Genomic DNA, 17,528 nt, shown 5'->3' with positions numbered 1-17,528 from the left:
TCTCGGCAGCAGTCGGAGGTAATTCTGAATTCTTTTTGCGGGCAAGGGAACTTTTTTATTTTTGATGGTCGTGTGACTTTTTGTGCCGTGATGGTGAAACGATGGCAACTTTTTTCCATGAAACTACACGTAACCGCGCTGGACTAACCCTCATTAGCCTCATTGCGCTATAAACTATGTCACACATTTTTTAGTAGTTAGGAGCATCAGCACATGCAACTGGGGATTATCGGACTAGGCCGCATGGGCGGGAATATTGCACGGCGCCTGATGCTCAATGGGCATACCACCGTTGTTTACGACCGTAACGAAGCATTTGTAAAAGGCCTGAGCGAAGAGGGCGCCACCGGCGTCGCCGACCTCAAGGCCCTGGTTGCCGGGCTGCAAAAGCCGCGCACCGTGTGGGTCATGTTGCCAGCGGGCGCGCCCACCGAAGACACCATCAACGAATTGAGCACGCTGCTGGAAGACGGTGATGCAATCATCGACGGCGGCAACACCAACTATAAGGACGACGTTCGCCGGGCCAAGGCCCTGGCTGAAAAAGGCCTGCACTATGTCGACGTCGGCACCTCCGGCGGCGTCTGGGGCCTGGAACGTGGCTACTGCATGATGATCGGTGGCGACGCCGAGACCGTGCAGCGCCTTGATCCGATCTTCAAGAGCCTGGCCCCTGGCCTGGGCAGCATCCCGCGCACCAAGGACCGCTCCGCCAGCGCCGACCCGCGTGCCGAGCAGGGCTACATCCACGCCGGCCCTGCGGGTTCCGGGCACTTCGTCAAGATGATCCATAACGGCATCGAGTACGGGATGATGCAGGCGTTCGCCGAAGGTTTTGACATCCTCAAGACCAAGAACTCGGAAAACCTGCCGGAAGACCAGCGCTTCGACCTCAACGTGGCTGACATTGCCGAAGTCTGGCGCCGTGGCAGCGTGGTTTCGTCCTGGTTGCTGGACCTGACTGCCGACGCCCTGGCCACCGACCCGAAACTCGACGGTTACTCCGGCTCGGTCGCCGACAGTGGCGAAGGCCGCTGGACCATCGAAGCCGCCATGGAACAAGCCGTGCCGGTACCGGTGCTGTCCACTTCGCTGTTCGCCCGCTTCCGCTCGCGCCAGCAAAGCACCTACGGTGACAAAATGCTCTCTGCCATGCGCTTCGGCTTTGGTGGTCACGTGGAGACTTCCAAAAAATGACCGCCAACGGCAAGAAACCCAAGGCCGAACCCGCTCCGCCCACCACCCTGTTTCTGTTTGGTGCCCATGGTGATCTTGTAAAGCGCCTGCTCATGCCGGCGCTGTACAACCTCAGCCGTGACGGCCTGCTGGGCGACGGCTTGCGCATTGTCGGCGTTGATCACAACGCCATCAGCGATGCCGACTTCGCCAAGAAGCTCGAGGACTTCATTCGCACCGAAGCCGCGAGCAAGGTCAAGGGCAATGCCGATAACGCGTTGGACCCTGAGCTGTGGGCGCAATTGGCCAAGGGCATCAGCTACGTCGAGGGCGATTTCCTCGACGACAGCACCTATGCCGACATCGGCAAGAAGATCGCCGACAGTGGCACCGGCAACGCGGTGTTCTACCTGGCCACCGCACCGCGCTTCTTCAGCGAAGTGGTGCAGCGCCTGGGCAGTGCCGGCCTGCTGACGGAAACCGACGACAGCTTCCGTCGCGTGGTCATCGAGAAGCCCTTCGGCTCCGACCTGGCCACCGCCGAGGCGCTGAACGCCAGCCTGCTCAAGGTGATGAGCGAGAAGCAGATCTATCGCATCGACCACTACCTGGGCAAGGAAACGGTGCAGAACATCCTGATCAGCCGTTTCTCCAACGTGCTGTTCGAAGCGTTCTGGAACAACCATTACATCGACCACGTGCAAATCACCGCCGCCGAAACCGTCGGCGTTGAAACCCGGGGCAATTTCTTCGAAAAAACCGGCACCCTGCGCGACATGGTGCCCAACCACCTGTTCCAGTTGCTGGCGATGGTGGCCATGGAGCCGCCCGCGGCCTTTGGTGCCGACGCTGTGCGCGGTGAAAAAGCCAAGGTAATTGGTGCGGTACGCCCCTGGTCGCTGGAAGATGCGCGGGCCAACTCGGTGCGCGGGCAGTACACCGCCGGTGAAATCGGCGGCAAGCAACTGCCGGGCTATCGCGAAGAAGCCAATGTGGCGCCTGACAGCAGCACTGAGACCTTTGTCGCCCTCAAGGTGATGATCGACAACTGGCGCTGGGTCGGCGTGCCGTTCTACCTGCGCACCGGCAAACGCATGAGCGTGCGCGACACCGAGATCGTCATCTGCTTCAAGCCGGCGCCCTATGCGCAGTTTCGCGACACCGAGGTGGAAGAGCTCAAGCCCACCTACCTGAAAATCCAGATCCAGCCCAACGAGGGCATGTGGTTCGACCTGTTGGCGAAAAAGCCCGGGCCGACCCTGGACATGGCGAATATCCAACTCGGCTTTGCCTACAAGGACTTCTTCGAGATGCAGCCATCGACCGGGTACGAAACCCTGATCTACGACTGCATGACCGGCGACCAGACCTTGTTCCAGCGCGCCGACAACATCGAAAACGGCTGGCGTGCGGTACAGCCGTTCCTCGATGCCTGGAAGGAAGACGACGGCATCCAGGCCTATAAAGCGGGTGAAGATGGCCCGGCAGCCGCCGACGCCTTGCTGGCCCGTGATGGCCGTACCTGGCATAGCCTCGGATGAGTGACGCAGCGATTCATCCCATCCGATTTATCCTCAGTGACGTGGATGGCACCTTGCTGCATCCGGATCACAGCCTCAGCCAACGCACAGCCGACGCAGTGCGTGCGCTGCGCGACAGCGGGGTGTTTTTCAGCTTGGCCAGCGGGCGACCGCCCAAGGCTATGCTGCAGCTGGTCGAAACCTTCGGTATCGATGTACCGGTGGCGGGCTTTAACGGTGGCACCCTGATTAACCCGGATGGCAGCATCCTGGTTGCCCATCATCTGCCGGCGGAAGCGGCGCTGGTGACGCTGGCGTTGTTCTCGGGCGAGCCGGACGTGGAAGTGTGGGTGTTTGCCGATGGTGACTGGTTGCGTCGTGATCCGCCGGGGCCCATGGTGCAGCGCGAGGCTGATGGCCTGGGCTACGGACCGGTGGTGGTGGAGAGTTTCGAACCTTACCTGGACCGGGTCGACAAAATCGTCGCCGCCAGTAACAACACGCAGTTGCTGGTGGAACTGGAGGCGCAATTGCAGCCCAAGGTGCAGGGGCTGGCCCATGTGTCGCGTTCACAGTCGGTGTATCTGGACGTTACCGCGATGCTGGCCAACAAGGGCGAGGCCTTGAAGACCTTGGCCGCGCACCTGGGCGTGCCTATTGAGCAGACGGCAGCGATTGGCGATGGCGGCAATGACCCGGCGATGTTTCACGTGGCGGGGTTTTCGATTGCGATGGGGCAGGCGGAAGAAGCCGTCAAGCGCCAGGCCAGTGTGGTGACCGGCAGCAACATCGAGGATGGCGCGGCGCAAGCCATTGAACGGTTTATCCTCGCCGCCCAATAAGCGACTGACGCTCTAACACTGAACTTGCGCACCATTAATCCACGGCGCGCAAGTTACAGTGCCGACTTACTTCGGCATTACCCAGGATTGCAACTGGTGGCCATCTTTATCGAGTTCGGCGCGGGCCTGCAACAGCAAGTTTTCCAACTGCGCCGGGTCGCTATAGGTGCTCGACGACAGTTGTTTGCTGCCAATACGGGTATTGGTGCGGTCGATGACGCTCAGGCTGAGGGCGCCATTGCCATCGTGCCAGGCCACGCACTGAAAGGGCTGGAAGGCACGGTCTGCGATCAAAAGAGCTTCGTTGATGCGGAGCGGGGCGTTCATGTGGGTTCTCTCTCATTGCCCATTCAAGTGAGTGCCGGCGGTTGGGCTGACCGTGCGGCGGGTTACTTGTACTGATGCACGATGGCGGGGTACGGGTCACATGTTAGAGCAACTATTTTCGATGTTTAGTGATTAACGTCATGTAAGCGGCTGTTTTGAAAGCTGATTGAAAGTTTCGGTAACCCTGAACTCTTTTGCGCTAAGCGTGGCGAAGTGGCTTTTTGCCCAGACTTATAGCAAAACGGTACAAGGACCGCGTCAAGACCTTGCTAGTGTTAGCGCCAGGCGTCACAAACCGTTGTTTCTAAATAACTTTAACAATTTTGACGCCAAGGAATAGTCATGGTTGTTACACCTGTGCAGCGTCGCTTGCTCGTGGTCGACCCCTGTGACGACTGCCACGGGCTATTGCCCGGTTTGCGCACCGCCGGGTGGGAGGTGGACAGCTGTGCCCTGGAGGCCGTAGGCGAGCGCTCCTGCGACGTGGGGTTGCTGCGTTTGCAGCCTTACCACCTGGAGCGCCCCGAGGCGGTCAAGGAACTGATCGGCCGCAGCGGCACCGAGTGGATCGCCGTCCTCAGCCAGGATGTATTACGCCTGCAGAATGTGGGCGACTTCGTCTGTGAGTGGTTTTTCGACTTCCATACCTTGCCGTTCGATGTCGCCCGCGTGCAGGTCACCCTGGGCCGCGCCTTCGGCATGGCGCGCCTGCGGGGCAAGGGCCACACCCCCGTGGATGAGCCCGAGCATGAGTTGCTGGGAGACAGCCGGCCGATCCGCGAATTGCGCAAATTGCTGGCCAAACTGGCGCCCACCGAGTCCCCGGTATTGATCCGCGGTGACAGCGGCACCGGTAAAGAATTGGTCGCCAAGACCCTGCATCGCCAATCCCAACGCCACGCCAAGCCGTTTGTGGCGATCAATTGCGGGGCGATTCCGGAACATTTGATCCAATCCGAACTGTTTGGCCATGAAAAGGGCGCGTTTACTGGCGCCCATCAGCGCAAAGTCGGGCGTATTGAAGCGGCCAACGGCGGCACGCTGTTTCTCGATGAGATAGGCGATTTGCCGATGGAATTGCAGGCTAACCTGCTGCGGTTCCTGCAGGAGAAACAGATCGAGCGCGTGGGTGGCAGCCAGCCGATTCCGGTGGATGTACGGGTGCTGGCGGCGACTCACGTGGACCTTGAGGCCGCAGTCGAGAAGGGCACCTTTCGCGAAGACTTGTACTACCGCCTCAACGTCTTGCAAGTGGTCACCGCGCCCCTGCGTGAGCGCCATGGCGACGTGGCGATGCTGGCCAACCACTTTTCACGTTTCTACAGCCAGGAAACCGGCCGGCGCCCGCGCAGCTTCAGTGACGAGGCGCTGGTCGCGATGGGCGAACACGCCTGGCCGGGCAATGTCCGCGAGTTGGCCAATCGTGTACGCCGAGGCCTGGTACTGGCCGAAGGGCGTCAGATAGAAGCCGTTGATCTGGGATTGCATGGGCAACAGGCAATTTCGCCGCCGATGGCTACACTGGAAGACTATAAACACCGCGCCGAACGCCAGGCGCTGTGCGACGTGCTCAACCGGCACAGCGACAACCTGAGTGTCGCGGCCCGCGTGCTGGGGGTTTCCCGGCCCACGTTCTACCGGTTGCTGCACAAACACCAGATCCGCTAGGGCGGGTAAACCGAAAAGCCCCGCAACGACCCTTATCGTTGCGGGGCTTTTCCTTTTGGCTGCGGGCAATGGTGATCTTGAGGCCGCCATCGCCGGCAAGCCGGCTCCTACACTTGGAGCGCATGCCCCTGTAGGAGCCGGCTTGCCGGCGATGAGGCCCTCAAACACACCACTAGAAGTAGTACGGAAATTTCAGACTAAACGTGAAGTCTGGCGCATCATCCGTCATGCCGATCGCCAGGTTCGGCACGATCGTCAGGTTATCCGACGCAGCAATGGTCATGCCCACGTTGAAGTAGCCGGCGTTGGCATCGCTGGACACCACCGATTGCCAGTCCCCGCCATTGGGCTTGAGCTTGCTTTTACGCTGGATCAGGTCGGAGACCGAAAACGACATACTCATCTTCTCGTTCAGCGCAAAGGCCACGCCGACACCCAGTTGGAAGCTGTCACCCAGGCTGACTTTGCCGCCGACTTTCTGGTTGACGTCACTGCTGATGTCGTCGAACGACTCTTCGAAGTTGTGGGTGTAGGAGAACGAGCCAAACAGCACGGCGGGGTCGAAGGTCTTGACCAGCGAGATCCCCGGGGTGATCGACCAGACTCCATTGCCCGTCGGCAGGTTTTCAGGCACGTACAGGTTGTCGTTGGCGGTTGAGCGCACCAGCTTGATGCCGAACGGTTCTTTACCCGTCGGCGCCTTGACGCGCACCGACACCACAGCATCCGGCAGGGTGGGGGTTTCGTCGAGGAACTTGTAGGCCACACCGAAGTTGACGTCGCCGATGGTCGGGTCGCGGCTCACCGACTCTTCCGAGGTGGCGTTGGCGTTGTTACCCGCACCGCCGGACTGGTAAGTCGATTCGCGGTACACCACCGGCACGTTCACGTCGAACTGCCAGCGGTTGTCGAGGTTATAGCGACCGGTCAGGTCAAGCGTCCAGTTATCCGCCTTGATTCGATCCAGGTTGATATTGCCGAGGAAGATCGAGTCCAGCGCCAGGAAACCGTTGAGCGTGAGCTGGCGTGCATCGTAGCGCGCGTAGGTAATACCGGTTTCAAAGCTGAACTTGCCGTTGCCAAAGAAACCGCTGGCTTCGTTGTAGAGGTTGCTCACGCTCTGCGCCGGCGCCGAATCATCCTTGAGCGACTGGCCGTAAGAACTGCCGCCGCCGCCCGCACCACCGGAGGCCGCTGCCGCGCCAGTACCGGCGACGGTGGCGCCGCTGGCTTTCTGGAAGTCCGCTGGGGATTTGGCCAGGCGTTTCGGTGGTGGGGCCGCCGGTTGATCTTCCACCTGACGCACCCGTTGCTCCAATACTGCCAAGGCTTTTTGCTGCACTTCGTACCGCTGCTTGAGTTCCAGAAGCTCCTGTTTGAGAGTTTCGATATCGGCGTCCGGCGCGGCATACAGAACGGATGCGGGCAAGAGCGTACTTAAACAGACCACCGCACGTAGCGATAACGATCGATGCATGAAATAAGCCGTCCTTTTCTAATGCGTAAGTGTCGAGGGTCAGCGTAGTTCAATAACCGAGAGTGCGTAGGCCTTTGAGTTGATCAAGATTGCAATTGAGCGCCGGGTTGTTCAAACCGTTGTTCATCACCACATTGAGCTGGGTCATGTTGCTGACGAAGTTTCTATCCCCCGTCAGAACAGTGCCTTGCAGCACTTGGCCGCCGCCAATCTGCTGGAGACTATTGCCTTGGTTATGGTTGCCCTGGATCGCCATCTGCAAGCCGCCATTGTTGGCCGACACACTCACGCGGCCTGCCGCGCTATCGCCGGTCACGGTGCCGCCGGCAACCAGCACATGGCCCGATTGCACGATGTTGGAAGGGGCGAAGCCGTTCTCGGTGACGTTGATGCCGACATTGTTATAGGCAGTGTTGCCGTCGCCGGCGGTGCGCACGCTTTGGGTTACGCCCGAACCGGTGCCCAGGCCGGCCCCTCCGCTGACGTTACCCGTGCCCGTGTTGGGGTTTGTCCCGTTACCTGTCGAGCCGGTGGTCTGTACGTAGAACTGCGGGGTGATGGTGGACGAGTCGACTTGCATGCTGGCCTTGCCGGTGATGGTGTCGCCCACGGCATTGGTCCACGTACTGCTCATGACAATACCGAAGCTGATGATTCGCCCCGGCATCACGTAGCGGCCGCGCAGTTCGGCCATTTCCGAATCCTTGAGTTCGATCGGTTTGAATCCCGACGAAGCATAAGCGGGCATTGAGGCTGCCAGACACAAGACCGTCAGCCAACGGGAAGTGTTCATCTTTTGCTCCTGGAGCGTCCTGCCCCTTATTGCGCTTCTTAGAAGAAGTCGCTTTGGATGAAACCGAAGTCCATCAGCTCGGCATCGCCTACGGGCCTGAACTCATTCAACTGGTTCTTGGCGGTCAGGGGCATGGGCGGGTCGAGCAGGGCGTTGGCCTTGTCGTAACCTTCACCCAGCACGGCGAAGACGATGCCATTCCAACCTTTGATGAAGTCGTCATGTGAGTAGCGCTTGTGGCCCAGTACGGGGTCGCCGATATAGACCCAATCCTTGTCCGCGCGCTGAAGTACCACGAAATGCTTGTAGCCACGAATCTCGAGCAACACCACCACAGGGATTTTCACGGTCACCAGGGTGTCTGGCCCGATCTTGTAGCCCCGGGCACGCATGCCGATGCTTTCGAGGTAGCGCTTCATGTCCAGCATGGAGAAGCCCTGGGTACGTACCAGGTCCTGGTCTGCATTGACCAGCATGCCTTTGATGACGTGGTCTTCGTCGACGTCCAGCCAATAACCCTGGCGCAGAATGGTGGCGAGTGCCGCAGCACCGCAGCTGAAATCGGTTTTCTGTTCCACCAGGTTGGCGAACCGGCGTTCACGGATACTCTCGACCTTCTTGTAGATGACTGCACCGCCAGGCATGGCGGAGATCGCCATGGTGCCTGCCCAGGTCGGGCCGGTGAGCAGCATCAAGAGGGTGAGGGTCGCGAGGCGCATGATCGTCTGACCTGATGGACACTGAAATAAAAAGGGCCTTGTTGCCAAGGCCCCGTTGGATCAGAAGCGCACGCCGCTGGTGCAGACGGTGCAACCTTGGCTGACCGACAGTTTGTTGGCCGCTTGGTTACCCGAGCCAGATTGGAGGACTACCCCAATGTTGCCGGAGTTGCCGTTAACCGAGCTGTCGAGGCTGGAGTTGTTGGATACGTACTGAGGTTTGCTGCCATGGCCATAACCATTGCTGGTTGCAGCGGCATTGAGGTAGCTGTTGTTGAGCGAGGTTTGCTCAGTGTTGGTGGCCGCCGCGATGTTTTTGCCGTCAGCGGTAGAGATGGCCAGGCTGTTTTTGGCCTGGTTGCCTTGGCCTGCTTGGCCGACATAACCCACGTTGCCCGAGTTGTTGTTGACGGCGCCATCCAAAGAGGCATTGTTTTGCGTGCCTTTATTGATGAAGTTGTTGTGCTGGCTGCTTTGGTCCGAATCGATGACGGAGAATACGGTCAGGAAGTCGCCTTTACCGCTCATGATGGCGACATCATTGTCGCCTTGGTTACCACTGCCAGCTTGGTTGACTACGCCAACGTTACCGGAGTTGTAGGTTACCGAGCCATCGGCAGAAGCGTTGTTCTCGGTTTTAGTGTCGTCGAACTTATTGTGTTCGCTTTTTTGAGTGTCAGTCACAACCGCGGCGCCAGTGCCGGTAGGTTGAGGCGCAGGGTGCCAGCCACCACCTGCTTGAGCAGCAGCAGCCATGAGTGCGGCGAGAGCGAAAACCATTGGTTTCAGGGCCATTTGAGGTTTCATGGTGTTTCTCCTTGCTTCTAATTAGTTGGTTAAGTGTTGGTACGGTCTAACTAGTGCTACCAAGCGGTTACTTGATAGTGATGCCCAGGGTGTTAGCCACTCGGTTCCCCACCCCAGCACTCTGGTTCACCTGAATCACTCCTCGGCTGCCGGTGAAGGCCTGGTCGCTTGTCACGACCTGGCGGCTGCCAGTGGTGGAGGTGAGCCCTGAGTCGGTTGCCAGCGTCGTCGTGTTCTGTTGCAACAGGACGCTGTCGTCGATGCTTTGCGGGCCAGGGTTGACGCTGATCCGCACCGCATTGACTGATTGGTTATTGGCCCCGGCCGATTGGTTGATGCCCAACATGCCGTTGCCATTGGTAAAAGAAGTGCCCTCGATTGCCGCCTTGGCGTTCAGGGAGGGGTCGACCTTGCCGTCCATCCGCTGGATATTGCTGGTGGTCGCCTGGCCACCGAGCGCAACGGCGCGGTTATTGGCGGTCTGCTGCTGGTTGCCGGCTGCCTGGTTGATCATCAGGTTGCCGTTGTAGGCTTGGCCGCTGTTGTTCATCACAGCGGTGTTGTCTGCCATAACCGAGGCGCTGCCCAGCAGGGCCAGCAAGAGAAGGGAACGGTTCATTATTTGCCCCCCATCATGCTGCCGATGTTGTTGAGGGGCGCCAGGCCACGCTGGATCGAGTCGCTGATCTGACCACCCATGCTGCCGCTGCCCCCCGAGCGGCTGGCGGCTGCGCCAGCCCCCAAGGTAGACATGCTGTTCTGTGTGGCACTCAAGCCGGTGAGGTTGCCGTTGGGCTGCATGGCCCGAGTGATGCCCAAGCCGCTATTGATGTTTCCGAAGTCACGGTCACTCAACTCGCCCGACAGGGCGCCAACGATTTCTCGGCTGGGATTGGCATTGGCGGTCTGGGGATAAGGGTCGGGGCCGAAGGAGGCTCGGCCATACATGTGGCCTTGTACGTCGCGGCCTGTCACGATCACGCCGTCACCTGCCAGGGTCGGAAGACTGATACTGGCGCTGAGTACACAGCTGGCCAGCAGTACGTTCATCGAACCTTGAGTGAGTGTGATCACGGCGGCATTCCTTATTCTTCACGCTGACCCTAAACAGCGTTGTCAGAGAAAGAGCAGAAGCCGTGCCGCTTTTGATTTATTGTTGTTATTCAAGCGGTTGGGATTAACACAAGGCAATGTGATGGCAACCCTGTATCAACGGTGAGACAACACGCCCTCAAGCCACGCCTGCCGCGCCATTGCGCAACCGCTTCACCTCGCTGTATCAGCGTTGAAACACCGTGCATGACAAAACGATGAACGCGCCCACCGTGGGCGGTTCAGGGCAGGGGGGTGTAAAAAAATCGGACACTTCGGGCGTGCAAAAACCCGTGCCCGCTGGCAAGGGCTCAGCCTTTTGGGGTTTTACGCGGGATCGCGTTGAGTACAGGGTTGCCATCCTGGTTCTGGGTCAGGTAGACCGGCAGGACCTTGGGCAGGGAGGGCACGAGGTTGCTGACCTCGTTGATGTTGTAGATACCGCCGATGCGAATCGTGCCGGTGTTGGCGTCGGCCAGCATCACTGGTTTGCTCAGGTAGCGGTTGATCAGCGGCAGTGCGTCGGCCAGGGCCAGGTTGTCGAGAATCAGCTTGCCCTGGCGCCAGGCAAGCGCGGTGTCGTTGGGGTTGATCGCCTGGACGCGCGGCGTGGCGTCACCCTGCTGGAAGCTGGCTTGCATGCCGGGGGTAAGCGGCACGCTGCCATGCACCTTGTCGCTGGCGATCTGCACTGAGCCTTCGAGCAGCATCACGCGCACCTGGTCTTCGTACTTCCACACGTTGAACTGGGTACCCGTGACCCGCACCTGACCTTCGCCGGCGTGCACGATAAACGGGTGGGTCGCGTCATGGCTGACTTTAAAGAACGCTTCGCCTTTCTTCAGGGTCACGCGGCGCTGGTCTTTGTAATGGCTGTAGACCAACTCAGTGCCCAGGTTGAGTTCCACCTGGCTGCCATCGCCGAGCGTGACCTGGCGCAAACCGCTGGCAGCCTCGAAACGCTCATAGGAACTGGGCAGCCAGCCCGCTTCCCAGCCAGTGAACGCGGCCAGGGGCAGGGCGGCCAGGCAGATCGCTGCCGCGACCGCGTAGGTGCGCAGGCGACTGCGTGGCTTCTTGAAGGGCGCTAGCACCGGCGTGGGTTCATGGCGCGGCAGGTGGTCGGCGACGTCCCAGATCTCCAGCATCGCGGCGTATTCAAACGCGTGCAGCGGGTGGGAATCATGCCAATGCGCAAAAGCCTGACGTTCACCGGCCGTGCAGTCGCCCGCGTGCAGCCGCATGCACCAATGCGCGGCGGCGTCGGTGATGGCGTCATATTCGGCTTCTGAAAGGGACTTTTCGCTCATTAACTCATCCTGATTTCCCACATTCTAACCTCCCAGGGCGGGCGGCGAGAACAGCCATCATGGCGATTGCACATCAATTGGAACTTATTCTCGTTTGGGGCGACCTAAAAAATTCAGGACATCAGTCAGTCAATCCCCAATGGAGTACGAAAATGCTGAAGAAAACATTAATCGCCCTGTGTGCAACCTCTGCGTTGATGAGTGCCGGTGCAGCCTTGGCCGATAAACCGGGCGCGGGCTGGATCACCATTGAAAAGGCGATCGAGGTGGCCAAGACCAAGGCCGGTTATATCGAGGTTTACGCCGCCGAGGCTGATGACAACGGTTACTGGGAAGTCAAAGGCCGCAAATCCGATGGCACCGTTTATGAAGCGCGCATCGATGGTGCATCGGGCAACATCCTGCGTGACCAGAAAGACTGATCACCCAGGTTTCGAGGGTGCCGTTCAGGCGCCCTTGTCCAGCTCTCGTCCCAATTGCGTGATCAGGTAGGTCACGGAGTCTGCGTTCGCCAGGATGATGTCCATGCGTTTGTCTTCGTTGCTCATGAAGATCTTACGCGCATCGTCCAGCGTCTTGGCCCCGGTGAGTTTCAACACTCGCTCCTTGACTGGGCGGGTCAAGTGGCGGTCTCCGAGGTCTTCCCAGCTTTGCGAATAGGCGTCCCATGCCTTGAACAGCATGACGTCCGGGGTGAGCGTGGACAAGGCTGAACGGCGCAGTTCGGATAGATCGGAGCTGAGCGTCTGCGCGCCTTGAATATCGACGTTGATCAAGTCGTGGAACGGCCGCATGCTATCCAGATAGGCGATGTCTTCCGTGTCCGAGCTCAAGTGGGTGATCTCGTGGATCAACGTCGCCGCACGGGCGTGGGCCGAGAGGTCGAAGGGCGTGCTCAGACGGTTCTGATACACATCCACCATCGGATCGAAGAAACGGTCCACCAAATAGATTTTTTTCTCACTATCAGCCGGCAGCGTAAACCCGTAGGTATCTTCTGACCCCCAGCGGCTAGTGCCGGTGACAAAGCGCATCGAGTCGGGGTTTGTCAGGGTGTGGTCAACCAGCTCATTGAGCACTTCATCGATCCTTTTCTCTATTCGCGTGACTTGCTCAGCGGTCACCGTGTGTAAACCGAACAACTCGTTGAAAAAACGCCCCAGGCGACTGGCCGGGTCTCGCGTATCGGCGAACTTCAAGAGGTTGCGCTTGCAGTTGACCGTGTAATAGGTCGCCACATTCAGTGCTTCATTGATGCATTGGGCCTTCCAGCTCGACAGTGCGCCGATTTGCGCCATGCCTACCGCTTCGATATTGATGGCCTCGCGCTCGGCCAAGCGGGTATTCACGCGCATTGCGAAACGCGAAATGGATTTGCCGAAGCGGGGGTGATGGCGGTCGAGGTCGAGCACCCATTTATCCTGGGCATTGCGCTGTACATAGGGCCCCTCGTGCGGCGTGCGGTCCAGGCGCCAACGCTCGCCAGCCCGCTTCACCGGGTAGACTTTGCCTTCCACCGGCACGTAGAAACGCCCTGTCGCGGCGTGCTTGAACACGTGGCTCAAGGCACTTTTTTCCAGATCGGACAACGCTACGCTGTGATCCTCGAACACCTGCAATCCAGTACGCAACGGTTGGGTAAGGTCCATCGTTGCCAGGGTGGCGGCGGCGGGCGGCGGGGTGTTCAGCCATTCATCCACGGTGGGTTGGGAGGCCGATAGCACGGGTGAGTCGAGCAGCTTATCGAGCTCCTTGCGCAACGAAGCGAGACTGGCCACGCCCCGTGCGAAAGCCTTGAGCGCGGCGCCCCATTGGTGCTGCTGAAGATGCTCGGCGGAGTCCTTGAACAACTGGTAGCTGCGCCATACCACCAAGGGGTAAGCCAGCTTGCCCGCCATGAATTGCACTGCGTTGGGAATCCCTTTACCTACCATGCCAGTGAAGCGCTCCCACTGGGCTTGCCCCTCGGCATCGAATTGGCTTTCGAGCATTTTGCCCAGCATCACTCGGTTATCGTTGAACAGACGCAAAAGGATATTGCCGCGTACCGGCGACGTGCCAAAGCGTAACTCCGACGGCCCGGAGCGGGTCGGTCGTTGCCATAGGTTGCGATAGGTGGCCTGGTGCGCAGAGTCAAGGTGGCGCAGCACCCAGTCCTGCAGCGCCCCAGGGTTGCCGAGCTCGTGAAGCAGGTCATCTTCCGAGACGTATTCCTGCAGGGCCTGTTTGGGGCGGTAAGGCGTGTACAACACCAGTGGTCCGCTGGCGCCGGCCTTCGGGCTGATAAGGTACAAGCCTATGGCCGGCGCCGCCGTGGCCCCGGGCGTGGCGATCAGTTCCAGCGGGCGGATCATCGCGGTCACTCCGCTCACAGTGTCGCGCGCCAGCGCGTCGGGCATGTCGAAGATCTGCTGGATAAGGCTCCACGCGCTGCTGGACAGGCGTTCTTCCAGCCGTTCCTCGTGGGCATGACACAACAGTTGCCAGGGCAATTGCCGGCAGAACAATGCGCGCCGCTGCCTGGCGTCTTCAGTATCGGCATTGAGGTGGGTGTCGAACCAGTCGCGGTAAACGCTTTTGAGATCGAGCTGACGCACTAATTGCTCCACGGCGCTGCTGTCCAAGGCGGCGGGGAGGGCCACAGCCGTGCTTGAGCGTGGCTGGACATCCCCGGCGCTGAAGTCGGGCAAATGGCACATGGCCAAATCAACGAGTGTCTGTATCGGACTGGAAAGCGCCTGTCTTGCCGAAATCAGCACATGCTCGGGGTTGACGACGGCACTGGCGAAGCGAGCATTAAGCAAGGTGGCCAGGGCGCCCACGACATGTTCGCGCAACGGCGGGATGCCATGCAGGTAATCCTGCTCGTCCGGCGCGCTGAGACGGTATTGCTCCAGCAGTTCGGCGTGCAGGCGCTGCTCCAGCGGCGCGGCCATACCCAGCCAGGCCGGCAGGGCTTCCTGCTGGATGATTGACTGCGCGATGCCAGCGGCTCGGCGCAGGTTGAGGGGCGCCGGTTGGCGCATCAGGCTGTCGAGGCTGTCTTGCAGCCTTCGCGCGCCCAGGCCCATGGTCAGGCGGTAATCGATACTGTCGAGAACGTAGTCACGGTAAGAGCGCTGCCGGTTGTTCACCAGGTGGTCGTCAATGCGTTGCAGCGGTGCCAGTCGATAGGCCTGGTGTGGCGCGCGTTGGCGCACGGGCAGGTTTTCAAGCAGGTGCATTCGCCCGTCCGGGTGGGCCAAGTACTGTTGGAGCGTGGTGTACAGATGGGCCACCGACGCAAAGGGTTGGAACCCCAAGCGCGGCGTCCATAACAGTGCCTTGCCGGACAGTTGCGGATCGGTGCCGCCGCGTTCGGTGATGACAAAGCAGTTGGCCAGGGCATGCAGGTCAGTCTGGGCGCCAACGTGCAGCGCCAGGCTGAACACGTCGGGCAAAAAACCGTTCAAGCCATGGCGCGTCAGGCGGGTGAGGCTGTCGCCTTCAAGCACGGTGTGGATGATGGCATGGCTGCGTTCGTCGAGCGTGTTGCTCAAGTGTCGCAGCCGCGCCTCACTGCGCAGGCCCTCGAGCATGCCTTGGCTGAGCTTCCCCTGGTGGGTGTCCAGGAACAGGCCAGGCAACGTGCGCACATCATGCTGGACAAAGGGCACCATGGCCTGCTCGATCACCTTGTTGAAAATTGCCGGGGTCAGGCTGTTCAAGCGAAATACCCCACCTCGCTCACGGAGCCCATAGAAACCGAGGTGTGTACCCTTCATCACCGGGACGGCTTCCCCTGTGAGGCGCTCGAGAAAATGCTCGACCATATTCAGCGACACTTGCGGTTCGCGCTCTTCAAACTGCTGGGCTGCGCTGGCGTAGGTGTTGATATTCACCTCTTCAGCCTTCAGATCCAGTTCGTTGCTATCCAGTTGCGTGTTCAGCGCATGGGCCGCCAAATGCCGCAGTGTCGAGTGATTAGCCCGCTCGGTCGCCAGCGCTGCCTCGATGGCGCGCAGCGTCGGCAGCTCCTGTTTGGCGCGTTCTGCCTTGACCGTAGAGGGGTGGCCGTCGTGGCTGGCGATGGGGTTCAGGCTCCAGCGACCTTCGGCATCCAGATCGAGCAGGCGCGGGTCGAACAGACTGCGCACATCCAGGGCGCAGTCGAGCAGGGCCGCCAGGTCGACTGCGCCATCACTGCGCCGGAACAGCGCCAGGGCATGTTCCAGATTACTCAGTTGCTTGACGGCGATGTCTGCAGCAAGGGTGGCAAAGACATTTCCGTTTATCGGCACGCCGCTGATCTGCAACGGGTCCAGGCCAATAAACACCGTGCGTTCTTCTCGCGAGAGGAAGTTGAGCAATTCGTCCTGGTGGCCGGCAGCCTTGAGCATGCTGATCAGCGTGTCCTTGAGGTCATCCTGGTCCTTGAGCACTTGCAGGCCGCGCGGCTGGGTGTACAGGTAGGCATTCTGGTCGGTAATCATCAGTGTGCCGGCCAGTTCAACGTGATGTTGGTAGGGCGCATGAATACGTACTTTGTCGATGTGCAGCAGGCGCTCGGGGTTCGTCACTACCGCGGGGTTTGGCAGTAACACTGCGAGCAGGTGCTGGCTTTCGTCGGAGCTGATTATGCCGGCCTGGCGCTTGAGCAGCAGGTCGGTGCGGAATGTGTCGCGCATCACTTGGGCAAAAAACGCCAGGCGCGACTGACCGTCGCGGGCATCGGCATTCCAATAGGTCTTGAGCAGGCTGCCAAGGACCTTCGACAGTACGCCACTGGCTTGTTCAACCAGGCTATGCCAGTGCGCCAGGTCCTGGGCCAGTTGCTCTGGGCTGAACCCCGTGGTGACGTGGCGCGGGTTGAAAAAGGTGCGGGTTTGCCCGCTGGGCCAGGCTTGACTGAGGTAAAACTGCAGCAAGGTTTCGCTTAGCGTCAGCGACGCTACCCAGCGCTGATCCTGTTGCGACGCAGTGCCTGGCGGGGCATCGGCGTAGCAATTGACGCGGGTGTCGCGTTGATCCAGCTTAGGAAAGTACGTGCGCGCCATAATGCCCAGTAGGGTTTGCAGCATCCACTCGAGTGTCGGCGTCTGGCGCAACTCGTTGAGCAAGGCCAGCAGATTTTGCTGTTGGGCAGCCAGGATGGTCTGTTCTTGAAATTCCAGTACCGCGCCGTCGATGGTGAAGTGGGTGAGTGACAGTGCCGTATCCGCCTGCAATGCCTTGCGCGAATCTATTGACAAAAAACTAAACAAATCATTGCCTTGAGACTTGTTATTAATGCGATTTATAAGTTCTTGCATGGCGGAATCACGACCGTCGAATACCTCCATGCCGCCATACGGTGTATAGAGCACTGCCTTTTGCCCGTCCGGGCTGGGGCTCATCAAGAACACCCCGGCCAGTGCTGTGGTGGGCTGGTTGGCTCCTTTGATCGTGAAGGACTCGACGACCATGGGCGCCGCGCGCAGTTGGGCATTCTGGCGTGCATGGTCGGTGGCGTAGTACAGCGTGTGCAGCCAGTCGAGGTCCTTCAGGGACAAACCCAAGGCGCGTTCGCGTGGCGACGGCTCGTCACGGCGCACCGGTAACAAAAACTCATCAAAGAAATACGGCGGTGTGACCCGGGCCATCGTGTGCGTCCTTGACATCAAAAAGGTCTCACAGGCTAGGTGCGACTGGCTCGAGACAGGGGGTACATAGCTGATACGCATCAATCACCGATTGACAGTGGCAGCAGGCTGCGTTGTTTAATCAGCGGGCTGGATTCACGCTGTTTGCCCCTTCCAATCATAAAATCGGAGCTTCA

14 protein-coding genes are annotated in these 17,528 nt (G+C 59.7%); 5 read left to right on the top strand and 9 right to left on the bottom strand.

The features are described 5' to 3' along the window. Window positions 1–213 precede the first annotated feature (213 nt). From gnd to AC0IYN_RS27670, 3 genes are read left to right on the top strand one after another with little or no spacing between them, the layout of a single operon-like run. Window positions 214–1,197 (top strand): phosphogluconate dehydrogenase (NAD(+)-dependent, decarboxylating), encoded by a 984-nt coding sequence (gnd, locus tag AC0IYN_RS27680; protein WP_034104618.1) that lies wholly within the window; start codon window positions 214–216, stop codon window positions 1,195–1,197. Then, window positions 1,194–2,717, top strand: a complete 1,524-nt coding sequence (zwf, locus tag AC0IYN_RS27675) for a glucose-6-phosphate dehydrogenase (protein ID WP_471844249.1) — start codon at window positions 1,194–1,196, stop codon at window positions 2,715–2,717. Before gnd ends, zwf begins: the two co-directional genes overlap by 4 nt. Beyond that, entirely contained in the window at window positions 2,714–3,538 is an 825-nt protein-coding gene (locus AC0IYN_RS27670) for an HAD family hydrolase (RefSeq protein WP_471844247.1), read from the top strand. Before zwf ends, AC0IYN_RS27670 begins: the two co-directional genes overlap by 4 nt. 66 nt (window positions 3,539–3,604) lie before the next feature. Here AC0IYN_RS27670 and AC0IYN_RS27665 read toward each other — a convergent pair whose 3' ends face one another. Beyond that, window positions 3,605–3,865 (bottom strand): hypothetical protein, encoded by a 261-nt coding sequence (locus tag AC0IYN_RS27665; RefSeq protein WP_406597424.1) that lies wholly within the window; start codon window positions 3,863–3,865, stop codon window positions 3,605–3,607. A gap of 342 nt (window positions 3,866–4,207) precedes the next feature. Between AC0IYN_RS27665 and AC0IYN_RS27660 the strand changes: the two genes are divergently transcribed. Continuing rightward, window positions 4,208–5,533, top strand: a complete 1,326-nt coding sequence (locus AC0IYN_RS27660) for a sigma-54 dependent transcriptional regulator (protein WP_406597423.1) — start codon at window positions 4,208–4,210, stop codon at window positions 5,531–5,533. A 172-nt stretch (window positions 5,534–5,705) separates the two neighbouring features. Here the strand turns inward: AC0IYN_RS27660 and AC0IYN_RS27655 are convergent, their stop codons facing one another. From AC0IYN_RS27655 to AC0IYN_RS27625, 7 genes are all read right to left on the bottom strand, one after another. Further along, window positions 5,706–7,010 (bottom strand): hypothetical protein, encoded by a 1,305-nt coding sequence (locus tag AC0IYN_RS27655; protein WP_457239647.1) that lies wholly within the window; start codon window positions 7,008–7,010, stop codon window positions 5,706–5,708. Window positions 7,011–7,059: 49 nt separating this feature from the next. Next, window positions 7,060–7,803 (bottom strand): hypothetical protein, encoded by a 744-nt coding sequence (locus AC0IYN_RS27650; protein WP_406597421.1) that lies wholly within the window; start codon window positions 7,801–7,803, stop codon window positions 7,060–7,062. Window positions 7,804–7,841: 38 nt separating this feature from the next. After that, window positions 7,842–8,522, bottom strand: a complete 681-nt coding sequence (locus tag AC0IYN_RS27645) for a C39 family peptidase (RefSeq protein ID WP_406597420.1) — start codon at window positions 8,520–8,522, stop codon at window positions 7,842–7,844. 60 nt (window positions 8,523–8,582) lie between these two features. Further along, window positions 8,583–9,329 (bottom strand): hypothetical protein, encoded by a 747-nt coding sequence (locus tag AC0IYN_RS27640; RefSeq protein ID WP_406597419.1) that lies wholly within the window; start codon window positions 9,327–9,329, stop codon window positions 8,583–8,585. A gap of 67 nt (window positions 9,330–9,396) precedes the next feature. Further along, window positions 9,397–9,948: an adhesin gene (locus tag AC0IYN_RS27635; RefSeq protein WP_471844243.1), complete on the bottom strand. Its 552-nt coding sequence runs from the start codon at window positions 9,946–9,948 to the stop codon at window positions 9,397–9,399. Then, window positions 9,948–10,403, bottom strand: a complete 456-nt coding sequence (locus AC0IYN_RS27630; protein WP_471844241.1) for a hypothetical protein — start codon at window positions 10,401–10,403, stop codon at window positions 9,948–9,950. The genes AC0IYN_RS27635 and AC0IYN_RS27630 overlap by 1 nt, the downstream gene beginning before the upstream one ends. Window positions 10,404–10,732: 329 nt before the next feature. After that, a complete protein-coding gene (locus AC0IYN_RS27625; protein ID WP_406597416.1) occupies window positions 10,733–11,731 on the bottom strand; it encodes a FecR family protein in 999 nt (332 codons plus the stop codon). Window positions 11,732–11,883: 152 nt separating this feature from the next. Here AC0IYN_RS27625 and AC0IYN_RS27620 point away from each other — a divergent pair, with 152 nt between their 5' ends. After that, window positions 11,884–12,153: a PepSY domain-containing protein gene (locus AC0IYN_RS27620; protein ID WP_406597481.1), complete on the top strand. Its 270-nt coding sequence runs from the start codon at window positions 11,884–11,886 to the stop codon at window positions 12,151–12,153. Between the two features lie 24 nt (window positions 12,154–12,177). On the opposite strand, the gene AC0IYN_RS27615 is transcribed toward AC0IYN_RS27620, so the two are convergent. After that, a complete protein-coding gene (locus AC0IYN_RS27615) occupies window positions 12,178–17,352 on the bottom strand; it encodes a dermonecrotic toxin domain-containing protein (RefSeq protein WP_471844239.1) in 5,175 nt (1,724 codons plus the stop codon). Window positions 17,353–17,528 lie beyond the last annotated feature (176 nt).

The organism is Pseudomonas sp. AC112 (assembly GCF_979253545.1).
The sequence above is the reverse complement of the archived record's forward strand: the minus strand, read 5'-3'. Positions and strand labels throughout refer to the sequence as shown.